At 47.2% G+C, this 23,070-nt stretch carries 23 protein-coding genes; 12 read left to right on the forward strand and 11 right to left on the reverse strand.

The window, feature by feature from the left end:
- Positions 1 to 55: 55 nt before the first annotated feature.
- Positions 56 to 883, forward strand: coding sequence for a sterol desaturase family protein (locus AS151_RS02455; protein ID WP_071515487.1), 828 nt, complete (start codon positions 56 to 58; stop codon positions 881 to 883).
- Here AS151_RS02455 and AS151_RS02460 read toward each other — a convergent pair.
- Positions 861 to 1,490 carry a phosphonate degradation HD-domain oxygenase gene (locus tag AS151_RS02460; protein ID WP_244532835.1) on the reverse strand — a complete coding sequence of 210 codons (630 nt, stop codon included), beginning with the start codon at positions 1,488 to 1,490 and terminating at the stop codon, positions 861 to 863. The two genes, AS151_RS02455 and AS151_RS02460, sit on opposite strands and share 23 nt — an antisense overlap.
- 91 nt (positions 1,491 to 1,581) lie before the next feature.
- Positions 1,582 to 2,121, reverse strand: a complete 540-nt coding sequence (locus tag AS151_RS02465) for a Dps family protein (protein WP_071515489.1) — start codon at positions 2,119 to 2,121, stop codon at positions 1,582 to 1,584.
- 356 nt (positions 2,122 to 2,477) lie between these two features.
- Here AS151_RS02465 and AS151_RS02470 point away from each other — a divergent pair, with 356 nt between their 5' ends.
- A complete protein-coding gene (locus AS151_RS02470; RefSeq protein ID WP_071515490.1) occupies positions 2,478 to 2,732 on the forward strand; it encodes an Asr1405/Asl0597 family protein in 255 nt (84 codons plus the stop codon).
- Positions 2,733 to 2,762: 30 nt separating this feature from the next.
- Complete coding sequence (locus AS151_RS02475; RefSeq protein ID WP_071515491.1) at positions 2,763 to 3,437, forward strand: (2Fe-2S) ferredoxin domain-containing protein; 675 nt, start codon at positions 2,763 to 2,765, stop codon at positions 3,435 to 3,437.
- A gap of 87 nt (positions 3,438 to 3,524) precedes the next feature.
- Here AS151_RS02475 and AS151_RS02480 read toward each other — a convergent pair whose 3' ends face one another.
- The 4 genes from AS151_RS02480 to AS151_RS02495 all read right to left on the reverse strand — a co-directional run bounded on the left by AS151_RS02480 (position 3,525) and on the right by AS151_RS02495 (position 9,408).
- A complete protein-coding gene (locus AS151_RS02480; protein WP_071515492.1) occupies positions 3,525 to 5,093 on the reverse strand; it encodes an iron uptake porin in 1,569 nt (522 codons plus the stop codon).
- A 574-nt stretch (positions 5,094 to 5,667) separates the two neighbouring features.
- Entirely contained in the window at positions 5,668 to 7,218 is a 1,551-nt protein-coding gene (locus tag AS151_RS02485; RefSeq protein ID WP_071515493.1) for an iron uptake porin, read from the reverse strand.
- A 350-nt stretch (positions 7,219 to 7,568) separates the two neighbouring features.
- Entirely contained in the window at positions 7,569 to 8,744 is a 1,176-nt protein-coding gene (ribD, locus tag AS151_RS02490) for a bifunctional diaminohydroxyphosphoribosylaminopyrimidine deaminase/5-amino-6-(5-phosphoribosylamino)uracil reductase RibD (RefSeq protein ID WP_244532836.1), read from the reverse strand.
- Between the two features lie 481 nt (positions 8,745 to 9,225).
- Positions 9,226 to 9,408: a hypothetical protein gene (locus AS151_RS02495; protein WP_071515495.1), complete on the reverse strand. Its 183-nt coding sequence runs from the start codon at positions 9,406 to 9,408 to the stop codon at positions 9,226 to 9,228.
- A gap of 141 nt (positions 9,409 to 9,549) precedes the next feature.
- Here AS151_RS02495 and AS151_RS02500 point away from each other — a divergent pair, with 141 nt between their 5' ends.
- The 3 genes from AS151_RS02500 to recJ all read left to right on the forward strand — a co-directional run bounded on the left by AS151_RS02500 (position 9,550) and on the right by recJ (position 13,916).
- On the forward strand, positions 9,550 to 10,506 hold the full coding sequence (locus AS151_RS02500) for a LysR family transcriptional regulator (RefSeq protein WP_139240460.1): 957 nt from the start codon (positions 9,550 to 9,552) through the stop codon (positions 10,504 to 10,506).
- 167 nt (positions 10,507 to 10,673) lie between these two features.
- Positions 10,674 to 11,843 carry a WD40 repeat domain-containing protein gene (locus AS151_RS02505; protein WP_071515497.1) on the forward strand — a complete coding sequence of 390 codons (1,170 nt, stop codon included), beginning with the start codon at positions 10,674 to 10,676 and terminating at the stop codon, positions 11,841 to 11,843.
- A gap of 48 nt (positions 11,844 to 11,891) precedes the next feature.
- On the forward strand, positions 11,892 to 13,916 hold the full coding sequence (gene recJ / locus AS151_RS02510) for a single-stranded-DNA-specific exonuclease RecJ (protein WP_071515508.1): 2,025 nt from the start codon (positions 11,892 to 11,894) through the stop codon (positions 13,914 to 13,916).
- Between the two features lie 273 nt (positions 13,917 to 14,189).
- Here recJ and AS151_RS02515 read toward each other — a convergent pair whose 3' ends face one another.
- The gene (locus tag AS151_RS02515; RefSeq protein ID WP_071515498.1) at positions 14,190 to 14,330 is read right to left on the reverse strand and encodes a photosystem II reaction center protein Ycf12; all 141 of its coding nucleotides are present in this window, start codon (positions 14,328 to 14,330) and stop codon (positions 14,190 to 14,192) included.
- 215 nt (positions 14,331 to 14,545) lie between these two features.
- On the opposite strand from AS151_RS02515, the gene AS151_RS22695 reads away from it, so the two are divergent.
- On the forward strand, positions 14,546 to 14,944 hold the full coding sequence (locus AS151_RS22695) for a TMEM165/GDT1 family protein (protein WP_071515499.1): 399 nt from the start codon (positions 14,546 to 14,548) through the stop codon (positions 14,942 to 14,944).
- Positions 14,945 to 15,015: 71 nt separating this feature from the next.
- On the forward strand, positions 15,016 to 15,309 hold the full coding sequence (locus AS151_RS02525; protein ID WP_071515500.1) for a TMEM165/GDT1 family protein: 294 nt from the start codon (positions 15,016 to 15,018) through the stop codon (positions 15,307 to 15,309).
- Positions 15,310 to 15,335: 26 nt separating this feature from the next.
- Here AS151_RS02525 and AS151_RS02530 read toward each other — a convergent pair whose 3' ends face one another.
- Entirely contained in the window at positions 15,336 to 15,845 is a 510-nt protein-coding gene (locus tag AS151_RS02530) for a DUF4149 domain-containing protein (RefSeq protein WP_071515501.1), read from the reverse strand.
- 180 nt (positions 15,846 to 16,025) lie between these two features.
- Here AS151_RS02530 and AS151_RS02535 point away from each other — a divergent pair, with 180 nt between their 5' ends.
- Positions 16,026 to 16,433, forward strand: coding sequence for a thioesterase family protein (locus AS151_RS02535; protein ID WP_071515502.1), 408 nt, complete (start codon positions 16,026 to 16,028; stop codon positions 16,431 to 16,433).
- A gap of 188 nt (positions 16,434 to 16,621) precedes the next feature.
- On the opposite strand, the gene AS151_RS02540 is transcribed toward AS151_RS02535, so the two are convergent.
- The 3 genes from AS151_RS02540 to menA form a co-directional block, all read right to left on the reverse strand.
- Entirely contained in the window at positions 16,622 to 18,010 is a 1,389-nt protein-coding gene (locus AS151_RS02540; RefSeq protein WP_071515503.1) for an AMP-binding protein, read from the reverse strand.
- A gap of 201 nt (positions 18,011 to 18,211) precedes the next feature.
- A complete protein-coding gene (locus AS151_RS02545; RefSeq protein WP_071515504.1) occupies positions 18,212 to 19,171 on the reverse strand; it encodes an o-succinylbenzoate synthase in 960 nt (319 codons plus the stop codon).
- An 87-nt stretch (positions 19,172 to 19,258) separates the two neighbouring features.
- A complete protein-coding gene (gene menA / locus AS151_RS02550; protein WP_071515505.1) occupies positions 19,259 to 20,179 on the reverse strand; it encodes a 2-carboxy-1,4-naphthoquinone phytyltransferase in 921 nt (306 codons plus the stop codon).
- 280 nt (positions 20,180 to 20,459) lie between these two features.
- On the opposite strand from menA, the gene AS151_RS02555 reads away from it, so the two are divergent.
- From AS151_RS02555 to AS151_RS02565, 3 genes are all read left to right on the forward strand, one after another.
- Complete coding sequence (locus AS151_RS02555) at positions 20,460 to 21,884, forward strand: isochorismate synthase (RefSeq protein ID WP_343327416.1); 1,425 nt, start codon at positions 20,460 to 20,462, stop codon at positions 21,882 to 21,884.
- Positions 21,885 to 22,042: 158 nt separating this feature from the next.
- Positions 22,043 to 22,465 (forward strand): DCC1-like thiol-disulfide oxidoreductase family protein, encoded by a 423-nt coding sequence (locus tag AS151_RS02560; protein ID WP_071515510.1) that lies wholly within the window; start codon positions 22,043 to 22,045, stop codon positions 22,463 to 22,465.
- Between the two features lie 99 nt (positions 22,466 to 22,564).
- Complete coding sequence (locus tag AS151_RS02565; RefSeq protein WP_071515506.1) at positions 22,565 to 22,951, forward strand: histidine kinase; 387 nt, start codon at positions 22,565 to 22,567, stop codon at positions 22,949 to 22,951.
- Positions 22,952 to 23,070 lie beyond the last annotated feature (119 nt).

Here is a 23,070-nt window from a genome sequence, read left to right on the forward strand (position 1 = left end):
TTGAAAAATCATGCTATACATGAAAATATCGATATATGTTCAATTTTGACTTCTTATGAACAGCGAACCGATTATCCGATTTTCTGCCTTCTTTGGGGTTTTGCTGGCGATGGCACTTTGGGAAGCGATCGCCCCTTGCCGGCAACTATCGGTTTCCAAGCCAGTGCGATGGTTGAGCAATCTGGGCATTGTCGTTCTCAATACTGCGATTTTGCGGTTGGTGTTTCCCATGGCAGCGGTCGGCGTAGCCGCGATCGCAACCGAACGCAGTTGGGGATTGTTGAACGTCGCGAATATCCCCTACTGGCAAGCTGTCGTTCTTTCCGTTATTGTCCTAGATGGCGTCATTTACCTGCAACATGTAATGTTCCATGCCCTGCCCACGCTGTGGCGGCTGCACAAAGTCCATCACGCAGATATTGACTTTGATGTTACTACGGGGTTGCGATTTCATCCGTTAGAAATTCTTTTGTCTATGGGCATCAAAATGGCAGCCATTCTGTTGTTGGGGGCACCTGTGTTGGGGGTTTTGATTTTTGAAGTTCTGCTCAATGCCACTGCCATGTTCAATCACGGTAATGTGACATTGCCCCAACAACTCGATCGCGTTTTGCGGTTGTTTGTGGTGACGCCAGATATGCACAGAGTCCACCATTCAGTGGTTCCGCAGGAAACCAACAGCAATTTTGGCTTCAATCTTCCCTGGTGGGATTATTTGTTTGGGACCTATCGCGATCGCCCTGCCGCCAGCCAGCAAACCATGACCATCGGACTTTCGGAGTATCAAAGGAATTTGCGCGTGGAACAGTTGCACTGGATGCTTTTGCTGCCATTTCTCGGTACGCCCAGCCGTTATGCCATCAACCGCGACGAAACGACATAGTTGGTGGCAGCATGGCTTGTTCCAAGTAAGGAATAAAATGTTCTAAATGGGGCGTTTTTCTTCCAGGAACTTTCGCTCGTTCGTCCCATCGGCGCAGCTTTACGGCGGTTTTGGCGTAGGGCTGCTGTTGGAATTGCTGCACTTGTTCGAGGGAGAAAGTATCCCCTTGTAGCTTTAAGCTTTTTTGGGAAGCGGCGGATAGTTCCTGCCAGTATTGGGGTTCTGTGGCACAAAGATAGCGTTTGGCTTCTACATGCAGGCGAATGGGTTCGGTAACCGCAGGGGGAAATATCGATCGCAGCATGCCCAAGCAGCAATATTCGTGGCGATCGTCAATACCGCGATCGCTACTATCTTTTCCCAAATTGTGCATCAGGTGTCCCAAATCATGCAGCAAAGCAGCAGTTAGCAACTCTGGTGGTGCTTGGTTGGTTTCGGCTAAGGTGGCGCATTGCAAGGCATGTTCCAGTTGGCTGACGGCTTCGTTGCCGTATGGCTGGCTGCCTTTGGTTTGCAGCAGGTGAATAATTTTCGCGATCGCTGGGTTCATTGGCCATCCTTCCTGATTGCTAGAGGCTTTCGCAAACAACTCCGATCGTAGCAGCATGGGTGATGGGGGCCGCAAAAAAACCCGCCAGGGGCAAACCAAGGCGAGTGGGAAGCAAATTTGAGCGGGTGTCAAGGTGTCTGTCGTTGGGTTAGCTGCGAACTACTAGAGTGTCGCTAGCCAAGAAGTGCTCGATGTGGTAGGCGCGTTCTTCGGTTTTTAGTAGGATTTCTTCGTATAGGTAACGGGTACCGCGATCGCCGAGACTTTCCGCTTGGGCAGCTTGCCGGCGTAGTTGGGTAATAATTGCCTGTTCGGCTTTTAAATCGTGCTCTAGCATGGCACGGGCATTGTAAGCCCCATCAGTTTCGGTTTCAAAGCAGCACAGTTCCTGTAACTTGGAGAAGCTTGCCGCCGGAACGCCGCCCAAACCGTTCAAGCGTTCGCCAATTTCGTGAACGTGTTCAGAGGCTTCGCCATAGCTTTCTTGAAAGAACTGATGGATGGGATAAAATTCAGCCCCTTCTACGACAAAATGATGCTTTTGATACTGCAAGTATAGGGCTTGGAAGCTGGCGAGCATGACGTTCAAGCCTTCGCAAACTGGCTGGGTAACGGAAGTGTCTAGCAGTACCGGATTTTCTTTGACCTGGTCGAAAGCTTGTAGGGGGGTGTGCTGGGTCGTCGTCATAGGTTCGACTTCTCCTCGTTTTGGTTCAGTCCGCAACTGAAATTTCTTAAGGGTCTTTATGGAATTTTACAAACTTACCCCAGACAACGCTACCGGCAATCCCCCCATAGACTCCCCCAACTTCAGTACCCAAAATTTTAAGAAATTTTCACATCTTCGGGGTTGTAAATGAAAACTTTTTTCATCTATTATCGAAAATACCAGCTAAAAAACCAAGGAAATAGCGGGATTGATAATCTGCTAGTGCGGCTCTTTCTCGGTCAACACTCGGCTATGGGATCGAGGGATGGCCGTTTTCTTATCCCTTTTTAAGTGCAAATTTTTTGCAAAAACACTGAAGCGAGCGAGGCCGTTCCATGGAAGCACCAAAAACCGTTGAAGACACTGTGGAAATAGAGCAGATTGATTGGGCCCAAAGATGGCAGGCATATCGGCGGCTGCAAGAACTTGCCATTCCCTGCTGGTGTGCCACCAACCAACCTTTACGGGTGCGTCTATCGAGCTTTCACGCCATGATTCAACTCGATAGCGTACTGCGACAGCTGACCTACGACCGCCGAGAACTGGCAACTTGGCTGGAAGACTGCTGGAAACTCGATTCCAACCGATAATCCGACCGATAACGATCTTAGGAAAATACCATGGGTAAAAGTAAAAAGCAAGTATCTCCGTTTCAATTAGAAGGGCAATTTCTAGGATTTGTGTACAAAAATGGCAAACCCAAGAAATCGTTTCGACTGTCTACCCAGGCAGGGGAATATGACCTGAAACTTCAGCTTCCCAAATCCAGCCGCTATTTGCTGCAGCAAAGACTACAACCAGGAATTTGGGTGCAAGTGCAGGGGGAAGAGGTGCTACACCTGAAAAAGAACGAACGCAAACGCAAGGTCTACCACATCGTTCCCGTTGGTGCAGCGGTTGAAGGGGAAACAGCTACCCCTGCAGCTAGCGAAACGGCTAAAGCGACAAAAGAAACATCCTACTGGCAGGTTGACAACCCCCCATCAGTGGCTCGCAATACCACAACCAGCCAGCCGCAAGGCAAGATTTTGCTGTGTAGAAAGTCAAGCTGCCGCAAACGGGGGGCTGATTGCATTCATAAGGCACTTGCCGAGGCAGTTAGCGATCGCGGTTTGCAGGGAAAAATTGCTATCCAACCCACCGGCTGTATGAAAAAATGTAAAGCCGGTCCCAATCTTCTGGTGATGCCAGATAAGACACGCTACAAAAGCATTCAACCGGAAGAAATTCCCCAGCTGTTGGAACAGCATTTTCAACCATCTACGGTTAAGCAACCAGATGCGATCGCGCAATAAAAAGAGGGGGAACAGGGGAAAGATCGAGCGATCGTCCCTTCTATGTCCCCTGTTTTCCGCTTATCTAGTGCCTTGGGAAACCAGGATTTAGAAGAAGAAAACAGTTTGCAAAGCACCTAAGACAATATCCTCGTTGCCGCTTTCGTGTTCTGGGTTAATAACCCAAATCACACCGGGGGTAAGAGAAATATTGTCAGTAATTTGGTATTTATAGGACGCTTCCACAAGAATGGAAGTATCATCGTCTTCCCGCAAACTGTCATCGTTGTCAATTGCTTTTGGTGGAATGCCAATGACCAAGCCAGCTAGATTGCCTTCTCCACCTAAATCGGGGAAAGCCAATTGTACAGCCGTGGTAAAGATGGTGGCGTTGTCGTCGCTATCTGTTTGGTTAGCAAAGACAAAGCCTCCCCAAGCACCGATTTCAAAGCTGGAACTCGGACGAAAGGCGGCTTGCAGCCCCACGTGGTGACCCATGGTATCGCTATCGCCAAAGGGTTGGTCGGCGTTGAGGCTACCTTCGGTTCCCCCTAAATTGGCACTGCCGTTGTTGGCGAAACTGTTGAGATAGGCTAAAGAGACATCAAAGCGATCGCCACCAGAATAACTTACCTGCAAACCAGTGGCGTAGTCGCCGTTGAAAAATCCCTGTCCCAAACCAGAATCCGCAGCATCCCCCGGACTGGTCATGTAGATGGCATCAACCCGCAAGTTTTCGCTTAGTTGAAAATTCACACCAAAACCAGCACCGGTGGTTTCTTCGTAGATCAGTGGATTGTGTTGGCTGAAATCGGATAGGGCGTTGCCATTTAGAGAAGTGCTAGCCGCTTGGGAAAAGATATCGTCAATATCCGTTCCTGTAATTGTAGCCCAAGCCGTAATGCTATCGTTGACAGGAAAGCGATAGAAAAACTCATCAAAGATAATATCGTTGCCCGTATCGAAACGCGCGAACACTTGGGTCATATTGGTTCCCGTTTCGCTGCGGTCGAAGTTGGGCAAGTTGCCTCCCACGATGCGAGTCCGCAACAAATCCTCTCCAGAAAAACTGGTTTCAAAACTCAGGTAACCAACGCCACTAAAGGTGGTTTGCGTGTCGCCACCTCCAGGCAAATCCTCGCCACCAAAGGTATCTGCTAGGAAAAAGTAAGCAAAACCTGTGAGCCTAGTGGTGGTAGAAAACTGATTGGCTTCTAATTCTGCCGTACGTGATTCCAAGCTGTCTACCCGTCCGCGCAAGGTAGCCAGTTCCGCTTGGAATTCCTCTTGCAAGCGTTGCAGGGTGGCTAAATCTTCTTGACGAACTAAATCAGCCGTACTTTGTTCGATTAGCTGGGTCATTACCTCCATGCAGGCGTTCAGACCCGCTGCAAATTCGTACCGGGTCATCGCCCGGTTGCCGCGGAAGGTGCGGTCGGGATATCCCGCAATGCAGCCATAGCGTTCTACGAGGGATTGCAGCGCTTGAAAAGCCCAGTCGGTAGGCTGTACGTCCCGCAGTTGTGATACGGAAGTAACTTGCTGCAGAGATTTTGATGAATCTAACAGCTCTGACACTTTGGTAGGTTCGTTTTCGGGAGTTGCACCTACCGAGTGACCAGCCAAGCCTAACAAAAGGGGAGTCGCTACTAAAGATGTATAGATCTTGTGCTTCATTTGCTTTCAAAAACCTCACACCAATGTTTCTGAATCTCTTTATCGTAGCGCAGGTTTTCTAGAAAATCTACTTTCTCTAGAGAATCTTTAATATTATCACGAAATATAAAAAATTATGCCGAACAACGAACAGCGGAAACGCTGGAATGGAGAGTCCCTCACATACGTCCCTCTACAAAATCGAAAGGATTTTAAGGCAATGGTGTTTTAGTCTTGGACTGATGCGAAATCCGATATTGCTAAACCACAAATATAATACCATTTCTGAAAAACAACGATTGTCTGGAATTTTTCAATTGCCCTGGTAGGGGCGCTCACGCGTTGCGCCCCTACAAAAATGCCTCTATTATCTCTTGCATATTATTAAGGAAATGGTAACCGAACCGTCCCCCTGCTTTACAAGGGGAACAATAGGGGGTTATTACCCGCTTGCATTATCGGGTTTTGCCAGTACGGATTTGGTATGAGATTGGGATAGCACAATAATATAAAAAAGCCCAGCTCCAAAACTGGGCTTTACTTTTCTTTATTTTTGTCAAACAAGCTTCGGTCAGTTTACCCTGGAAAGCTTCCCTTAGAATTCAAAGGTAGTCTTGAGAGCACCAACAACAATATCTTCGTTATTATCGTTGTGTTCTGGATTGATAACCCAAATCACACCAGGGGTTAAGGAAATATTGTCTGTTAGTGCGTACTCGTAAGCAACGTCAACGATGACCGAGGTATCCTCGTCTTCCCGACCAATAAAGTCGTTGTCGCTAGCTTTGGGAGGAATACCAACGGAAATACCTGCGACATTCCCTTCGCCACCCAAGTCAGGGAAGGAAAGTTGTAAAGCTGCCGTCCAAATGGTGGCGTCGTTGTCGCTGTCGGTTTGGTTAGAGAAGACCACACCACCAAAAGCACCAACGTGGAATTTGGAGCTCAGACGATAGGCAGTTTGGAGACCGATGTGGTGGGAGTTAAGGTCGCCGCCAGCAAAAGGATCGTCGGCAAAGGCACTACCCGTACCGCCACCAGGTTCGCCGTTGAAGGTGTTGAGATAGGAAAGACTGGCGTCCAATTTACCAGCAGCAAAGTTCAGCTGAGCACCGACACTGTAGGGTCCGTTGAATATACCTTCTCCCAAACCAGGCTCGCTAGCGTCGTCTTCGTCTGCCATGTAGAGGACATCCAAACCGAGGTTTTCGCTAAACTTGAAGTTGGCACCCACACCAGCACCATCGGTTTGGTCGAACAGGGTGTTGTTGTCGGCAAATTCAGACAGGTAAGGACCCCCTACGAAAGCGTCCTCCGAGAAGATATCATCGATGTCCGTACCTACTGCGGTTACCCAAATTCTGAGATTGTCTCCGAGGGGGAAGCGATAGTAGAACTCGTCTAGTTCAAAGGCAAGACCGCTATCATCTTCATCATCGATAAACGCCATATTGGTGCCGGTAACATCTTCCCCAAATCCGGGAATGTTGCCGGCTAGTAGGCGTGTCCGCAAGCGATCGCGTCCGGTGAAGCTGCTATCCAAAGTCAGCTCCGCCATGCCACTGAAGGTGGTTTGGATATCGCTATTGAGGTCTTCGCCACCAAAAGCATCGCCGAGGAAGAATTTCGCTTCCCCGTTCAGTTTGGTCGTGGTGGAGAATTGATTGGCTTCTAGTTCTGCCGTACGGGCCTCCAAGCTGTCTACTCGACCCCGCAGGGTAGCTAGTTCCGCTTGGAATTCTTCTTGCAGCCGTTGTAGCGTGGCCAAATCTTCTTGACGCACCAAGTCAGCCGTGCTTTGCTCGATTAGCTGGGTCATTACCTCCATACAGGCATTCAGACCCGCTGCAAATTCATAACGAGTCATCGCCCGGTTACCGCGGAAAGTGCGGTCGGGATACCCAGCAATACATCCGTAGCGTTCTACGAGGGATTGCAGAGCTTGGAAAGCCCAGTCGGTAGGCTGTACGTCCCGCAGCTGGGAAACCGAAGTTACCTGACCCATGCTTTGGGACTCAGCTTCGGTTTCAGAGAGAAGCTGGGAGACTTTGGTTTGTTGACCTTCTGGAGCCGCAGCCACGGAGCTGCAGGTCATGCCCAATAAAATGGGCGCTGCCAGTAAGGAATTGCGCAGTTTCTGACTCATTGGTTCCGATAACCCTCACACCAGTTCAAAAATTTTCAGCTAGATTTTTAGCCTATGGACACTTGCCCTTGTCAAAGGGAAGCTCGGGAACAATTTTACCTTTTCGCTTGTGCTTAATTTCCAGAATCGCTTGGGACTCTGCCAGCCAAGCCTGTGAAATTTGGCTAAGCCGTACCACCCATCGATGAAACAATTTGGGAGATTGGGATGGGTTGAATACGTACAAAAAAATTTTAGCAGCTTTCTATGGGTTTGCCTATAGGTTTCTATGGGACCTGCTATGTTCGTTTAGCCCAACTTTGATGCCACCATTGAGCTATCATGCTATATATCCTATCTTGGTAATTTTGTCAAGCCCGATCTACCCGAGACGTTGTTTCCATGGTTGGGGTTCCCGTGCGGCTGAGATATCCTTCCAATAAATAATCAGCACCCAGCGATCGCCATCGGACATTTTGTAAAGGCAGTGCTTCCGTCATTTTCAAAATGCCCAAATCTCCCACTGGTGAGGGAGCCGCTTGTCCTCCTACCAATTTGGCTGCTACAAAAGCGATTACCTTGTGGACTGCCCCTTGCGCGATCGCTTGGGCGGCCAGCGTACCGCCACATTCCCACAACACCGACATGGCACCGCGTTCGTAGAGATAGCCCATCACCCGCTGTGGCGTTAGCGGAGTTTGTTCCACCACTTCTACACCCATTTCCTGCAACTGCTGCTGCATCTGGGGGTTGGCGTTGGGTTCGGTCAGCACCAACGTTGGTGCCCGTTCCACTTCCCACAAATGTGCCGATAGGGGCAAATTCAACGTACGACTCATCACCACCCGCAGCGGATTGGGTAAATTTTCGTTGTGACTAGTTAAATAGGGATTATCCTGGCGTACGGTATTACCCCCGACCACCACCGCATCGCAGCTAGAACGCAACTGGTGCACCCAGTGCCGTGCCGTTTCTCCCGTTACCCAGGCACTGTGTCCAGTGGTAGTAGCAATTTTGCCATCGGCGCTCATGGCATATTTTAAAATTCCTAAAGGCACCCCGCGTACGGTTCGGTACCAAAACGCTTCGTTGAGCTGCCAGCAGTCCTCGGTTTCCACCCCTACAACCACCTCAATCCCCGCCGAACGCAATTTGGCAATGCCGCTGCCGGAAACCCTGGGATCGGGGTCTTGCACCCCCACCACCACCTTGGCCACTTGCGCTGCGATCGCAGCTTCCGTACAGGGGGGCGTGCGTCCGTAGTGATTGCACGGTTCTAAATTAACATATAGGGTAGCGCCTTTGGCTCGTTCTTGGGCTGCCTGCAAAGCCCGAACTTCCGCGTGGGGATACCCAGCACCAGGATGAAAGCCTTCACCCACAATCCGTCCATTTTTCACAATGACACACCCCACCAAGGGATTGGGGGCCGTGCGTCCCAGGGCTTGCCGCGCTAAATGAAGGCACCGCTGCATCATGGCGCGGTCAAAAGCACTAACATGGTAGATGGACTCGGAATCCGAGGGCTGAGCAGCATCAGATGCCATACTGACAGGCGATGGCGCGCGCTCCGTAGGTGCCTTTTGCGGATCGACAGGATATTGCTCCATGATGGGTCTGCTTGATGGGCTTGATAGCAGTAGAGAAGGGAACCAGCGCTTAACAGCAACTTCCAATTCCCTGCCTCTACATTATCAACAAATTTTGCCAAACCCAGAACCGATACCCAGCAGCCATATCTCGATCGCAAGGCGCCAGCAAAAAATCATAGCAAAATAGCATCAACACAGTAATAGCAGTCAAACCCCACACAACAGCAATTTCTCCTTGCTGGTTTTGATGGACCAAATGCAACTCCACGGCGGCGGCTTCCCCGTTTATCTGATGTTCGCTGGGGAGATGAAAATGATATTGCTTGAGTTCGTAGGTTTCGCTGTCAATTGTGACTGTACTTCCCCCATCGTAATTAAAATTAATATTGCCCGAACCACGACTTCCTATATTGCCAGTTTGAATGTTAATCGACGATTATCTGTTACCGGTTTCGCAAGTTTTGAATTCGGCATTTAACTCATCCCATTTGGTGGGATTGGTGGCTCCACCGTAGCTCCATTCTGCTTTGGCGGTGTCGGCAGTTGCCAAACTGGGAATCCCTATACCCACGCAAGCAATTAAAAGTGTCTTTTGCCATTGTTTTTGATTCCATAACATAAAAATCCTCCCCAACTAGGTTTCAAGAAATACCTAGCAAAAACGCGGGAATCATCGTAAGCAAGACAACATATCATGTAAAATTGATGTTTAGAATGAAACCAATAGAAAAAATCTATAGCCATCCCCAAAATGTCTACGATTCAAAATGTAACCCTCCATCAACTGCGTGTTTTTGCACTAGCAGCAGAACACCTTAGTTTTACCAAAGCAGCCGAAGAATTGTTTCTAACGCAGCCGACGGTTTCCATGCAGATGAAGCAACTCACCAAAGCTGTAGGACTACCTTTGTTTGAACAGGTGGGCAAACAGCTATACTTAACTCAGGCAGGAGAGATTTTGTACGAAAGCTGCCAGCGAGTTTTTAGTGAGTTGGGAGAGTTAGAAAGCGCGATCGCCGATCTAAAAGGCTTAAAACAAGGCAAACTCAAGTTAAGTGCCGTTACCACAACCAAATATTTTTTACCGCGTATTATCAGTCCTTTTTGCCAGAAATATCCCGGTGTGGAACTATCGTTACGTTTCACCAACCACCAACGGATTTGGCAGTATTTTCACGAAAACCAAGATGATTTTTACATTCTCAGCCAACTCCCCGCCCATGTAGACGTCACCGCTCATAAAATTTTAGAAAATCCCCTCATTGCCATCGCGCCAGCCGACCATCCCCTCGCCCAAGAAACAGATATTCCCTTTGAACGATTTGCCGAAGAACCTTTCATTATGCGCGAATCCGGTTCGGGAACCAGACAAGCCTTAGAAGAATTATTCCAAAAATATAAAATGCAGCCAAATGTCCGCTTGGAACTAGGCAGCAACGAAGCCATCAAACAAGCCGTTTTAGGTGGATTAGGAATTTCTGTTTTATCCAAACACGCGATCGCTTTAGAACAAGATACTGGTTGGTTCGCCATTTTAAACGTCCAAGATTTTCCCATAAAGCATCATTGGTACGCCATCTATCCCGTAGGAAAAAAACTTTCCGTCGTTGCCCGTACTTTTTTAGACTATCTAGAAGCAGAGCGACCATTGATAGCAAATGAGAAAAAACCAAACGCCAAAGAAATCAAAAACCACGAACATCCACCACAGCCATAAAAAATCAAAATCATAATCCCCCTAGCGTAGCCACTGAACCGCTTAAAATTTCTGGTGGTTCCATCGTCGCGTGTTGACCCCCAGACGGTACGATCTGGGGTAATTCTACTGGCGGCAAGCAAAGCCGAACCGCATGCCTGGCAAACGCATTACAAGGATTATTGGTTATGTCTCAGTTCGAGTCTGTCGATCTCCAAGCTCTATCCCAACAAATTCAAAAACTGCAACAGCAAGTAGACGGTTTATCCCAACAACTACAAGAAATTCTCAAAGAGCTACAAGTGGCTCGTACCGAACGTCAAAACCTTCAGCAAGCCTTACACACTTCCCCAAACGAAGCCGAAACGCCTGCGGTGAGCGCAGCCGAAACGCCAAATCCCTACGGAAATCTACCCACCCCCGCTCCCGCACCAGCTCCCTATTTGCCCGTAGATAATTTACGATATCAAGATATGGTCCTGTGGGGCACGCTCGCCGGACATACCGACAGTGTCCTCTCCGTTGCCGTAAGCTGGCAAGGGGACATCATCGCCAGCGGTTCCGTCGATCGCACCCTCAAAATTTGGGACCTCAACGAAGCTCGCGAACTATTTACCTTAGAAGGACATCAAAGCAGTGTTGTCACCGTTGCCATCAGTCCCGACGGTCAAGCCCTATTTACCGGTAGTGCCGATGGTATAGTGAAAGTCTGGCGGCGGGTAACAGGAGCGCAAGTTCTCAGTTTGGAAGAACACATGGATGCCGTCTTAGCCATTGCCGCCAGTCCCGACGGCCATCTTTTAGCCTCCGGCAGTTCCGACTGTTCCGTCAAAATTTGGGATTTAACCACCGGCTACGAATTTCGCACCCTCTACGGTCACGAAGATTCGGTGGTTTCGGTAGCCATCAGTCCCGATGGTCGCCTCCTCGCTTCTGGCAGTTCCGATTGTTCTATTAAAATCTGGGATATAAAAAAAGGCAAACTCCTGCATACCCTCACCGGACAAAATCATTCCGTTCTCTCAGTGGATATCGCACCCGATGGCAAAACCTTGATTAGCGGCGGTTACGGCGATGCCATCATTGTTTGGGATGTAACCACAGGAGAACAATTGCGTACCATCACCGGACACGAAGATTCGGTGCTTTCGGTGGTTGCCAGTGCCGACAACAAAACCTTGGCTTCTGGTAGTTCCGATTGCACAATTAAATTATGGAATTTTCGCCAAGGTAGCGAAATCAAAACCCTAACCGGCCACGAAGATTCTATTATATCTATGGATATGACCCGCGATGGCAAAACGTTGGTAAGCGGCAGTTCCGACAAAACCATCAAAATCTGGAAAATTCCTGGCTAATTTTCTGGAAAAGTTTCCCTTGATGAGACCTGCAACTGGATATTGAAAGTGCAAGAATCTCTCCGCCAATCTCCTCGTTCCCCATCGAGTTCGGTCCCACCGCAACGGTGGCACATTGCCGAAGCAGACACGCAAAAAGCACGGTGGCTAGCCGAACAAACGAACATCGACCCGGTTTTGGCACAAGTTTTGCTCAATCGCGGCATCGATACCCTAGAGGCAGCCACGGAATTTTTGTATCCGGAAAATATGGTTTTGCCGGACCCTCGGGAAGTTTTTCCCGATTTGCCGGTTAGTTTGGCTTTGTTGCAACAAGCGATCGCGCAAAATTGGCCTGTGGTTATCTGTGGCGACTACGATGCCGATGGTATGACCAGTACGGCGTTGTTGTTGCGATCGCTGCGTTGGTTGGGGGCTAACGTAAATTACGATATTCCCAGCCGCATGTCGGAAGGCTACGGCATCAACGAGCGGATTGTGGAAGACTGCTACGAAAACGGCATTCGCTTAATTTTAACCGTTGACAACGGCATTGCTGCCTACAACCCCATTGCCAGAGCCAAAGAATTAGGTATCCAGGTCATTATCACCGACCACCACGATTTACCCCCGGAACTTCCCCCCGCCGATGCCATTCTCAATCCCAAATTGCTGCCCACCAGTTCCGTTTATTGGGGAATTGCTGGGGTGGGAGTTGCCTATATTTTAGCGGTTTCCCTCGCCAAGGGATACCAACAAGAAGAACAGTTGGATAACGACCTGCTGGCGTTGTTTGCTTTGGGAACGGTGGCGGATTTGGCACCACTAACGGGGGTGAATCGCAAGTGGGTTCGGACGGGATTGCGATCGCTTCCCCATTCCCCAGTAGAAGGGATTAAAGCTCTCATCCAAGTGTCGGGGGTAACCCAGAAAAAACAAACCCTGAAACCGGAAGACATTGGCTTTCGCCTAGGACCGCGTATCAATGCCGTGGGTCGCATTGCCGATCCCCAAACGGTTATTGAGTTGCTAACCACCGACGACCCGGCAGTGGCTTTACAGCGAGCCATGGAATGCGAACAAATTAACCGCGAACGCCAGTCCATGTGCCATGCTATCGAACAAGAAGCTATTGAATGGGTCGAAACCCAAGGTACGGATTGGCAGCAAAGGCGGGTTTTGGTTCTGGTACAACCCAAATGGCACCATGGGGTGATTGGCATTGTGGCTTCCCGGCTGGTGGAACGATATGGCGTACCGGTTTTTATTGCTACCTACGAAGACGAACAACACCAGCACATTCGCGGGTCGGCAAGGGGGATTCCGGAGTTTCATGTTTTTGAAGCGTTGCAGTTTTGCGATGATTTGTTGGGGAAATACGGCGGTCACCGAGCAGCAGGTGGGTTTTCTCTGGCAGCGGACAATTTTGCAGCTTTTCGCGATCGCCTCAGTCAATTTGCCCATCAATGCCTGCAGCCGGAGCATTTGAAGCCTTTGATTTCTATCGATGCTCGTTTGTCTCTGGCGGCTGCCGATTTACCCCTTTACGAGCAAATGCAAGCTTTTCAGCCGATGGGGATTGAGAACAATACCCCCATTTTTTGGACGTCGGTGGAAGTTATTGACCAAAAGGTGGTCGGCGACAATCATGTCAAGTTGCGTTTGCAGGAAGGCGATACCCTCCGAGATGCGATTGCGTGGCGTTGGGGGTCTTACTATCCCCTACCTCGTCAAATTGATGTTGCCTATCGCTTGCAAGAAAATGAGTTTAATGGTATAATTAGCGCTCAACTAGAAATTGCGGGGGTTCGCTTGCCTGCTGTCACCAGCCATCCGACGACGAAACGCACCACCCGTCAGATTACGTTTACTTACAAACAACGCCAATATAGCTGTGCGGTTTATCAAAACGGTAGCAAGCAAGAACTACGCATCCGCAACCAACAGGGCGAAGTTTTGGCAGTGACCAAGGGCGAAATTTGGGGACTTGTGGGCAAAAATCGCGACAGTGCCCGTCAAGTTGATGTCCGCCAGCCGTTCTTTTACCATCTCATTAAGACAGCGATCGCATCTTTACCGCCGCACGCTGAATAAAGCGATCGCTACCTCTATGTTTACACAGCTTATATATTTGAGCAAAAGAATTTCCCCAAAAAAATAAACTTGCCCCAGACGTTTCGCGAAGCGCCTCTACAAAGTTTGAGTGATTTTTCTAAAAAATGAAATGTAATATACGCGATTTCGTCCCTTTTGTCAATCCCCAGGTTAACCAAAACTCGGAGGGTAAAAACGCCACTCGAAACCGATGGCTCCAAGCTAGGCCTTTACCCCCCAAATTTGGCAGAACTGAGTTGTCGCCATCTAACTTTATAAATCGCCGCCGCGAACGGCTAGCAAGAAAATCACAATGGGACCAGAAATCATAATCGCCGCCACCAGGGCAAGCTGGACAATTGGTTCCCAGTTGAAGCTAGCCAAGCCGCTGAGTAAATCGTTTAGAAATTCCATGGTTGTTCTGGTACAACTACTGAATCTAGCGTTTCATAATTTATATTATCTGGTTCCCTCAATCTAGTTTAAGGAACTTTACAAAAGTATAGAAAACGACAACTTCCTAAGCATTCTCCCTTAGAATATCTATGGAGGCGAATTGTTCGCGATCGCCGTTTCCAGTCCCTGTTACCATAGTTATTTGAGTTCCAGTACATGCCGGGAGTCACGCTTTGACAGTCAATATTTCTCCATCAACCACCAACCAAACAACCGCCAATTCTTCTACCGAAACGTCTTCATCAGAACCAACCACCTCCCAAACCCCATCCTCCTCTCGTTCTACCTCTTTAGGAGGCATTTGGGCAGTCTTTTCCTCCACCTTTATCACTATTTTGCTGGCGGAAATGGGAGACAAAACCCAAGTCGCTACCCTCCTGATGAGTGCCGAATCTCACGAACCCTGGATGGTGTTTGCTGGGGCAGGAACCGCTTTGGTTGCCACCAGCTTGATTGGGGTTAGCTTGGGAAGTTGGTTGGGCAACCGCCTGTCGCCGCGAGTTCTGGAAAAATCGGCTGGCGTTTTATTGCTGTTTGTGGCGGCTTCTTTATTGTGGGAAATCTTTGCCTGACTAGTGGCAAATCCCAGCTCAAGTACAAACGTTTGCAAATAGCTTGAAAAAATAGATACAAAACAAGACTTATGGATTGGCAATTAATCGGATTGAGCTTTATGACCGTATTTTTGGCAGAGTTGGGCGACAAAAGCCAAGTAGCTGCGATCGCATTGGGAGGCAGTAGCAAAGCCCCCAAAGCAGTGTTTTTGGGAACGGCTTCTGCCCTCGTCTTAGCCAGTTTTTTGGGGATTATGGTTGGCGAGGGAACCGCTCAAATCTTACCACAAGATATCGTCAAAGCGATCGCAGCCGTTGGTTTTACCATTATGGCCTTTCGCCTGTTATTTGGTTCCAGCGAAGCAGAAGAAACAGAAGAATAGATTGCCCATTTGATGGCAAGGAAATTTTAGTTCGATGCTGTCATCGGGGGAAAGTGTCGATAGCACCAATACATAACCGTTCCCCCAGCCACCAGTTTCAGCATTTCCAAACCAAAGTATGCCATATGCATTTGGTTCATGCCCGAGGCAGCACTAGCTACCGGTTCCAGCAAATTCAACTGGGCACCCATGGCACTCATTTGGGGGGTGAGCACAAATGCCTGGGTCAGCGCGATCGCCATCAGCGAAACCGATAAAATAATAACAGTATTGCGACCGCGATCGCGATCGGGGTTGTTCTTGCAGGTGACCAGCAAACCAGTCAATGCCAAACCAGCACAGACCAGTTCCACACGATTGAACAACCAAAACAGCGAATAACCGGCAGAAGCAAATCCAGTGGTTTTCATCATGCCCGCAGCATACAAAGAAGGCATGACTACGAAATCCAACAACACGCTAGCACTTAACCAGAACCCTAGCGCGAACAGCAAAATTGTTTGCCATCGACGGGGATGAAAGTTAGAAGAATACATAATTGCTAGAATTTCCTACGAATTCTGTTCTTTTATTCATACTCTAACGAATTTCTGCTTTCGTTCCTATAAAGCTTCATTTCAATTTAATTAAGAACCTTCACAATGTAAATTTTTTTGAAGGTTGCCCCCATGCCCGAAAATGAGAATATTTAATTTAATTTCATTTCATTTGATTCCATGTCCTATCAATACCATCGTGTGGTTCGATTTGCCGATACCGATGCCGCCGGTGTCGTCTACTTTGCCAATCTATTATCCATGTGTCACGAAGCCTACGAAGCTTCCCTCACCGCCTCCAACATCCATTTGCCAAGCTTCTTTAGCAACGCACAAACTGCTATCCCCATCGTACATGCCGATATCGATTATTTTCATCCTTTGTGCTGCGGCGATCGCTTAATAATTTCGTTACAAACAAAACCAGAAACCCCAGAAAAATTCCACATCCACTATCAAATTTCTTTAGAAAACGAAAAAATAGCAGCCAAAGCCCATACCATTCACCTTGGCATCGATCCTGCCACCCGCAGCAAACAAGCTCTATCCCCAGAAGTGACCGCTTGGTTGCAAGCACATCGGCATTGACAAAAAATCCGATTTATGGTATGCTTTTAAGCAAAGATGGAAAAAGGAATAGCTGGGGCAAAAGTTGGCACGACTTCATGCCCCGTGGTCGGGGAAAGTTTCATTTTTTTTGAGATTCTTTCGCTCAAACATCTAACCTGGGCAAAAATAATTTCTGTAGGGTCTAACCCCCATGCAGTCATCCCCCCTCATTCACTGCGTTGCCATTCAGCAATAATACGATCGACAGCTTCGCGATCGATTTTATGGCGATCGTTGCGAGGAATTTTCTCCACAGGAATCCAAACCTTGGGATATTTGTAACGGCTAATATTTAGAGAAGGAACTGGTTGCGGCAATGGTTCGCCTTGGCAACGCGGAACGTAAAGAGCAACCACAACTTGCCCCCAATCGCTATCAGGAATTCCCGTCACCAAAACATCGCGAACCCAACCCGTTTCTCGAATCGCTGCCTCCACTTCCTTGGGAAAAACATTTTCTCCACCCGTAACAATTTTATCGCTGTTGCGTCCGATTAAATGTAAATAGCCAGCAGCATCAAAATATCCCAAATCATCGGTTATCAATTTTCCATCAAACGGTTGGTTGGGATAGTATCCCCAAGCGAGAGAATCAGATGCGATCGCGACAATTCCCACCGCCTGTGAAGATGCTTGAATCGTAATTTTTGCATGGGGTAAACAACAACCTACTCCATTTTTTCCCAATAAAAAATCCTGGGGTTTTAGCGTTGCTACCTGAGCAGCCGTTTCCGTCATTCCGTAGGTAGGAGAAAGGGGAAGTTGCCATTGTTTTGCCGTTTCCAACAACGCCTGCCAAGCCGCTGCCCCCCCTAAAAAAATCGTTTGAAATTGCGACAACCAAGAAGCCGTTTCCGCCGATGCCAGCAAGCGTTGTAATTGCGTGGGAACCAGAGAAAGAAAAAACGTTTCTGGAGAAAATTCCTGCGGTAACTGGGAAGAATTCTTAGCCGAACCAACAAGCATATCCTTCCAAGAAGACAGAAGAAAAAATTTTCCGCCAGTAACCAGCGATCGCACAAATTGCATCAAACCGCTAACATGATATAAAGGCAAAACGCACAAACTATTGATTTGCGAAACCTGGAAATACTGCCTCAATCCAGCCACCGCAGCCAGCAACGTTTCCCAATTGTGAACCACAAAACGCAATTTTCCCGACGAACCGCCAGTAGCAATGCCAATTGGTCTGGAAATAAAAATCGGGAAAGGTTCCGATGCCGGTATTTGCCGTTCCTGCCAATTTCCATCAGTAACAATAATATTGGGATGAACCAACTGCAAAGCCTGTTCCCATTCTTGCTTTCCCCATTGAGAATTTCCTAAAAATACCGGAAAATTGCAGGAAACAGCAGCTACAAAAGTTGCTAAGAAATTAACTGTATCTGATGTAGCCAGCAAAATCTTCGGTGGATTTTTTCCTTGATAAGAATCTAGGCATTGCTGGTATCGTTTCTGGCTAAATGCCAATAGATTTTCCGCCAGATAAGTAGGATGGAAATTTTCCCGAGGATATTCTTCTAAAAATGCTAACGGTGTTTTTCTGTTATCGACCATATCATACTATTTCTAAAAAACAACAATCGTCTGACGTTCACTAATTTTCTTGCTAGGGGGGCTTCGCGAAGTACCCCTACAAAAGTACCCCGATTATTTTTTGGAAAATCTAAGAAAATGGTATTATGTTTTTTTTCGATATTTTTTGCCTACAGTAGAGCAAACAAAATCTATTTTCCCCAAAATGAATTGTCCTAAAATTTATTTTCCCCCTTCTTTTCCAAACAATCCATCTACCCCAAAACCAACACAACGACTGGGATTTACCTCCGCCGCCAATCGCAAAGCTGCTTTTCTTCCCACTTCTGTTTCCAAAGCCGAAGAAAAAACCACATCAATTTCATGGGTTTGGCAAAACTTTCGCAACCTACTTGGCGAACCAGCGATGCAGGGTTTGATAATAAAAATTCCTCGCCATTGTCGCTGGTAGCAATCTTGCAGTTGCGGCAAAGTTGCCACCGATTCGTCTAATGCAATGGGAGTGGTATATTGCTGGTTGAGGTCTTGCATGGTGTTAAAGAAATGGGGAGGGAGAGGTTGTTCTAAAAACTCGATTGGGGGTTGGTGGTTTTTCCTCATGCGATCGCAATTTGCCAACCAAGCTTTCGTCGTATCTACATCCAATCCACCATTGGCATCGAGGCGTAGCTGGCAATCTGTGGGAAGTTCTTGTAGCAACTGCTGCCAAATTTTTTGTTCGGTATTGAAATGGGTAACCCCAATTTTCCATTTAAAGGTACGATACCCTTTTTCATAGGGCGATCGCCAGGCGGATAAAGCTGCTTCTCCAGTAGGCAACAGCCAGCTATATTGCAAAGACGGCAATGGTGGCAATTCGCCTATATCTTCCATCGCCGATTCCAAACCAAACTGACACGCCGGTAGCCGATGGGGAATAGCAAAAATGGTTTCTGCGGTAATGGTTTTCGGTAGTTGCTGGCAAAAAGCAACAGCTTCGGAAAGACTTTCGCTACCAAAATCGGTTAGAGGGGCAATTTCTCCCCAACCAGTTCCCCGATTTCCTGTCAAACGTACGAAAATGCCTTCCCGATACTGCCAAGTTCCGTGGCTGGTTGCCAGGGGATGGCGAAGCGATCGCCGATAGGGATAAAATGTAAAGCTATATGTTTCGCAAAGCGTTTCTGGTTGAGTGCGGTACATCGTCTTTTCCATGCATGGAAGCCAGGAATTACCCATGGTTGTGGTTTTCCATTGGTAGTTCCTGACTTCAAAGGTTGACTGCAACGGCTAGGGAAGGAAATTTAGGAGAAAGCCAACTCCCAGCAAGGAACAACTCGATGCGTGGATGGAAATAGCAATGAATTTGCTATTGCTAACTTTATCCGGTTGTGCGTGATATTTGTTGACATGGGTACACAACTGCCAAGCAAATGGGAGGCTACCAAAAGCCAGAATCGTCCACATGGGCAGGATTTCCAGTACAATTCCGGCTACAATGGTGGCGTAGATACTACCACAGAACCAAGGTAAGAGTTTGGCACCGCGTTCGGTTCCCAAACGTACGATCGGCGATCGCTTGCCGGCTTTGATATCGTCTTCCACTTGGTGGAAATGAGAACAAAACAACACCAAGCTGGTGACCAAACCCACCACCGTCGCCGCAATCCACAAAGCAGCCATGTTGCCAACCAACCAACGCTGGGTTTGGCTGTAGTAGGCAGCTGCTACCGCTAGCGGACCAAAGGCGATCCAACAAATAATTTCCCCCAAACCATGATATCCCAATCGGAAAGGCGGTCCTTGGTAAGTGTAGCCCAGCAGACAACTGAGAACCACCAAAGCGATAATGGTGATGTCTTGCTGCCACCAAGCGATCGCTAGAATTCCCAAGATTCCCAAGATTAAAAATAGGTTGGCTAACCCGAATATTAAGTTTTTGTTACCTGTTAAGTTTACTAAAGAATGGGGTTTGTTTTCGTCAATCCCAGTTTCCGAATCAAAAACATCGTTGCTGAGATTTAACCAGATCACGATGAAAATGGCGGATATCAAAAAGGTGTAAAATACTCTGCCGTTAAAAACCTGGGTATCGGCAACAGCTACCGCCGTTCCTACCCAAATCGGCATGATGGCTACGCTGTAAATCGGCGGCTTGATGGCTGCCAGCCACAGTTTCGCACTCGATGATTCCAAAGTCTGCAAACTCATGCGGCGTTCCTACAATATAGTAAATGTTCGCCAAGTGTTTATTTATTTTACGACGTAGTGCGGTAGGAGAAAACTCCATCGTGGTTTCTATTGGCTTGACCACCCGTAACGAACAGACAATTCCAGTGGCGGTTGCCGGGAATAAAAAAAGTAGTGCTATTGGCATGGTTCCTATCTACGGTATCTCATGGCAAACTAGGGATTACGTACCTTGCGTGCCAAATCTTAACCATCGTTTGCATTTGTCAAAAATGTTTCGGTGGTAGAGAGAAACGATCCTATGAAATCCATGTCAGCGACCCCATTTCATACGACACTTTTGCTAGAACGTAAAGAATTGTATCATTTCCTTGCCAAATGCCAGCAGATGTCGCACAAGCAAGGATATCCTTATATTGCCAGTATTTCTTTAGAAATCCCCCCCCTCGATCCCCTGGCTGTTCTCGATACAATTTGCTATCCCCAGCCGCAACATTTTTATTTGGAAAAACCCGGTTTTTGGGCGATCGCTGCCTTGGGAAGTGCCGTCAAGTTAACCTATACGCAAAGCGATCGTTTTCCCGTGGCACAGGAATTTATTCAAAATTGTTTGTCTCGCACGCTATCGACAGGTAGTTTGAATTTGCCTTTTAGTGGTGCCCACTTTTTCTGCAGTTTTACATTTTTTCCAGATACCTTACATACAAATATATTTCCAGCAGCAACCGTTTTTCTTCCAGAAGTTCAAATTTCTAAATACTTACAGAATTCAGTTGTAACAATTAACAAAGAAATCCATTTCCGGGACAATATAAAACAAATATCTGAATATTTTAATAGCCAAATTAATATCGTTCAAAATTGTATATGTAAACTTTATTTATTTCAACATAAAAATCGCAACCCAATAAACGAAAATTCCATTCAAGAAAGTGAAGACATATTTAAAAATTCTGTTCTGCAATCTTTGAATTCTATCCAGGATAATATTCTACAAAAAATCGTTTTAGCTCATACAATATCTGTTCGTTCGGAAAAAAACTGGGAACCGTTAGTAGCTTTGGCCAACCTCCGGAAACAATATCCAGACTGTTATATTTTTTCTACTAGAAATAGTAGCGGTCAAAGTTTTATTGGTGCAAGTCCCGAACGCCTGTTAAGTGTTCGAGATAGTTGTTTGACTACAGATGCTTTGGCAGGTTCTGCCCCCCGTGGCAAACGCCTACAGGAAGATATAAAACTAGCACAAACTTTGTTATCTAGCGAGAAAGAAAAGCGAGAACATTTAATGGTTTTAGAATTTATTTTAGAACGATTGCGTTCCTTGGGATTGGCTCCCTGTGCCAAACCCCTACGACTCATGCAACTTTCCAATATTCAACATTTATGGACACCCATTCAAGCCGATTTGCCTGCAGATATTCATATTTTACAAATTCTAGAACAATTGCATCCTACACCCGCTGTTGCTGGCGTTCCTAGGGATATGGCATTACAAAATATTCGTCAATACGAACCCGAGGATCGTTGTTTGTATGCAGCTCCCCTTGGTTGGGTGGATAATCATGGTAATGGAGAATTTATTGTGGGGATTCGTTCGGCTTTTATAGACGGCGATCGCGCTCGTTTGTATGCCGGTGCTGGCATTGTAGCGGGTTCCCAACCGGAACGAGAACTTGCCGAAGTACAACTAAAACTTCAAGCTTTATTGAAAGCTTTGGTTTGATCTTCTCTAAGACCTAGCAGAGAAGTCAATTCCCATGCAACCTGAAATTTGGAAATTGAATATCTATAAGCAGCGAAAGAAGGTTCGGTTTCTGCTGCAAAACTTGAAAAGAAATGTTAAAAAAAGAAAGCAGACCCTCTCTGAAACGAAGCATTTCTATGAAAGCAAGCTACTATGTAATTTACGATGGGGATTGCAACCTGTGTACCACCCTCGTACAGTTGCTCGAACGCTTGGATGGTGGAGAGCAATTTGCCTACATTCCCATGCAAGCCAAAGAAACCCTGCAGCAGTTTGGGATTACTCCCCAAGACTGCGAATTGGGAATGATATTGCTAGATGCCAACCACCCACAAAACCGCTGGCAAGGAAGCGATGCCGCCTTGAAAATTGGTAGCCTTCTGCCAGCAGGAGACCTATTTGTTAATACTTATTACGCACTTCCCGGCATGAAATGGGTTGGCGAAAGGGTTTACGAACAAATTCGCGATCGCCGTTACGAACTATTTGGTAAGCGACAAGAAACCTATTGTTCCACCTATAATGCCTGTGGCAATCCAAAACGAAATGCTCAGCATTAAACCATTTTTGAAATATCTGTTCGTCATTTTAAAAATGTACCCAATTGCGATACGCTAGACTTTACTAACCAGGTAAGGATTCCAAGGAAACAATTCTTTATGAGTAGTCCCTGTCATCTTCTTGTAGAAGGAAATCCCGCGATCGTATACGCCAGCAGAAAAGGCGAACCAGAATCGATTCAGCCGGTACTGCTACCTTTTCTAGAAAAGTTTTGGCAAGAAAGGGAAACTGCCGGTGAATACTTGGATACCCCTGAGTGTCTTTTAGCTCAATTAATCGTTAGATTTGGATTTGAATTTTGCGAAGACGATTTTTCCAACCTCCGAGTTGGATTGCAATACAAACCAAAAGTAGAATATTTGTATTGGATCTCGCTTAACAAAACAGTAAATATCTGGGTACCAGAAGCAAAATATTTTGAAAACCCAGCCGTAGGTTTGCAAGGTTGCCGCCAGCTAGAAGGGCAATCCTGGTCTATTGACTAAAAACATGCGCCAGAAAATAAGCTAAAAAATAAAACCAACAATAAAAAAGAAGACTCCTGGCACCGAGCTATTTTCCCAGGCGGTTGCCCGCCAAGTATCTTCGCCGCTACCGCGTTTCA

Origin of the sequence: Geitlerinema sp. PCC 9228 (assembly GCF_001870905.1) — a bacterium.
Classification (GTDB): Bacteria; Cyanobacteriota; Cyanobacteriia; order Cyanobacteriales; family PCC-9228; genus PCC-9228.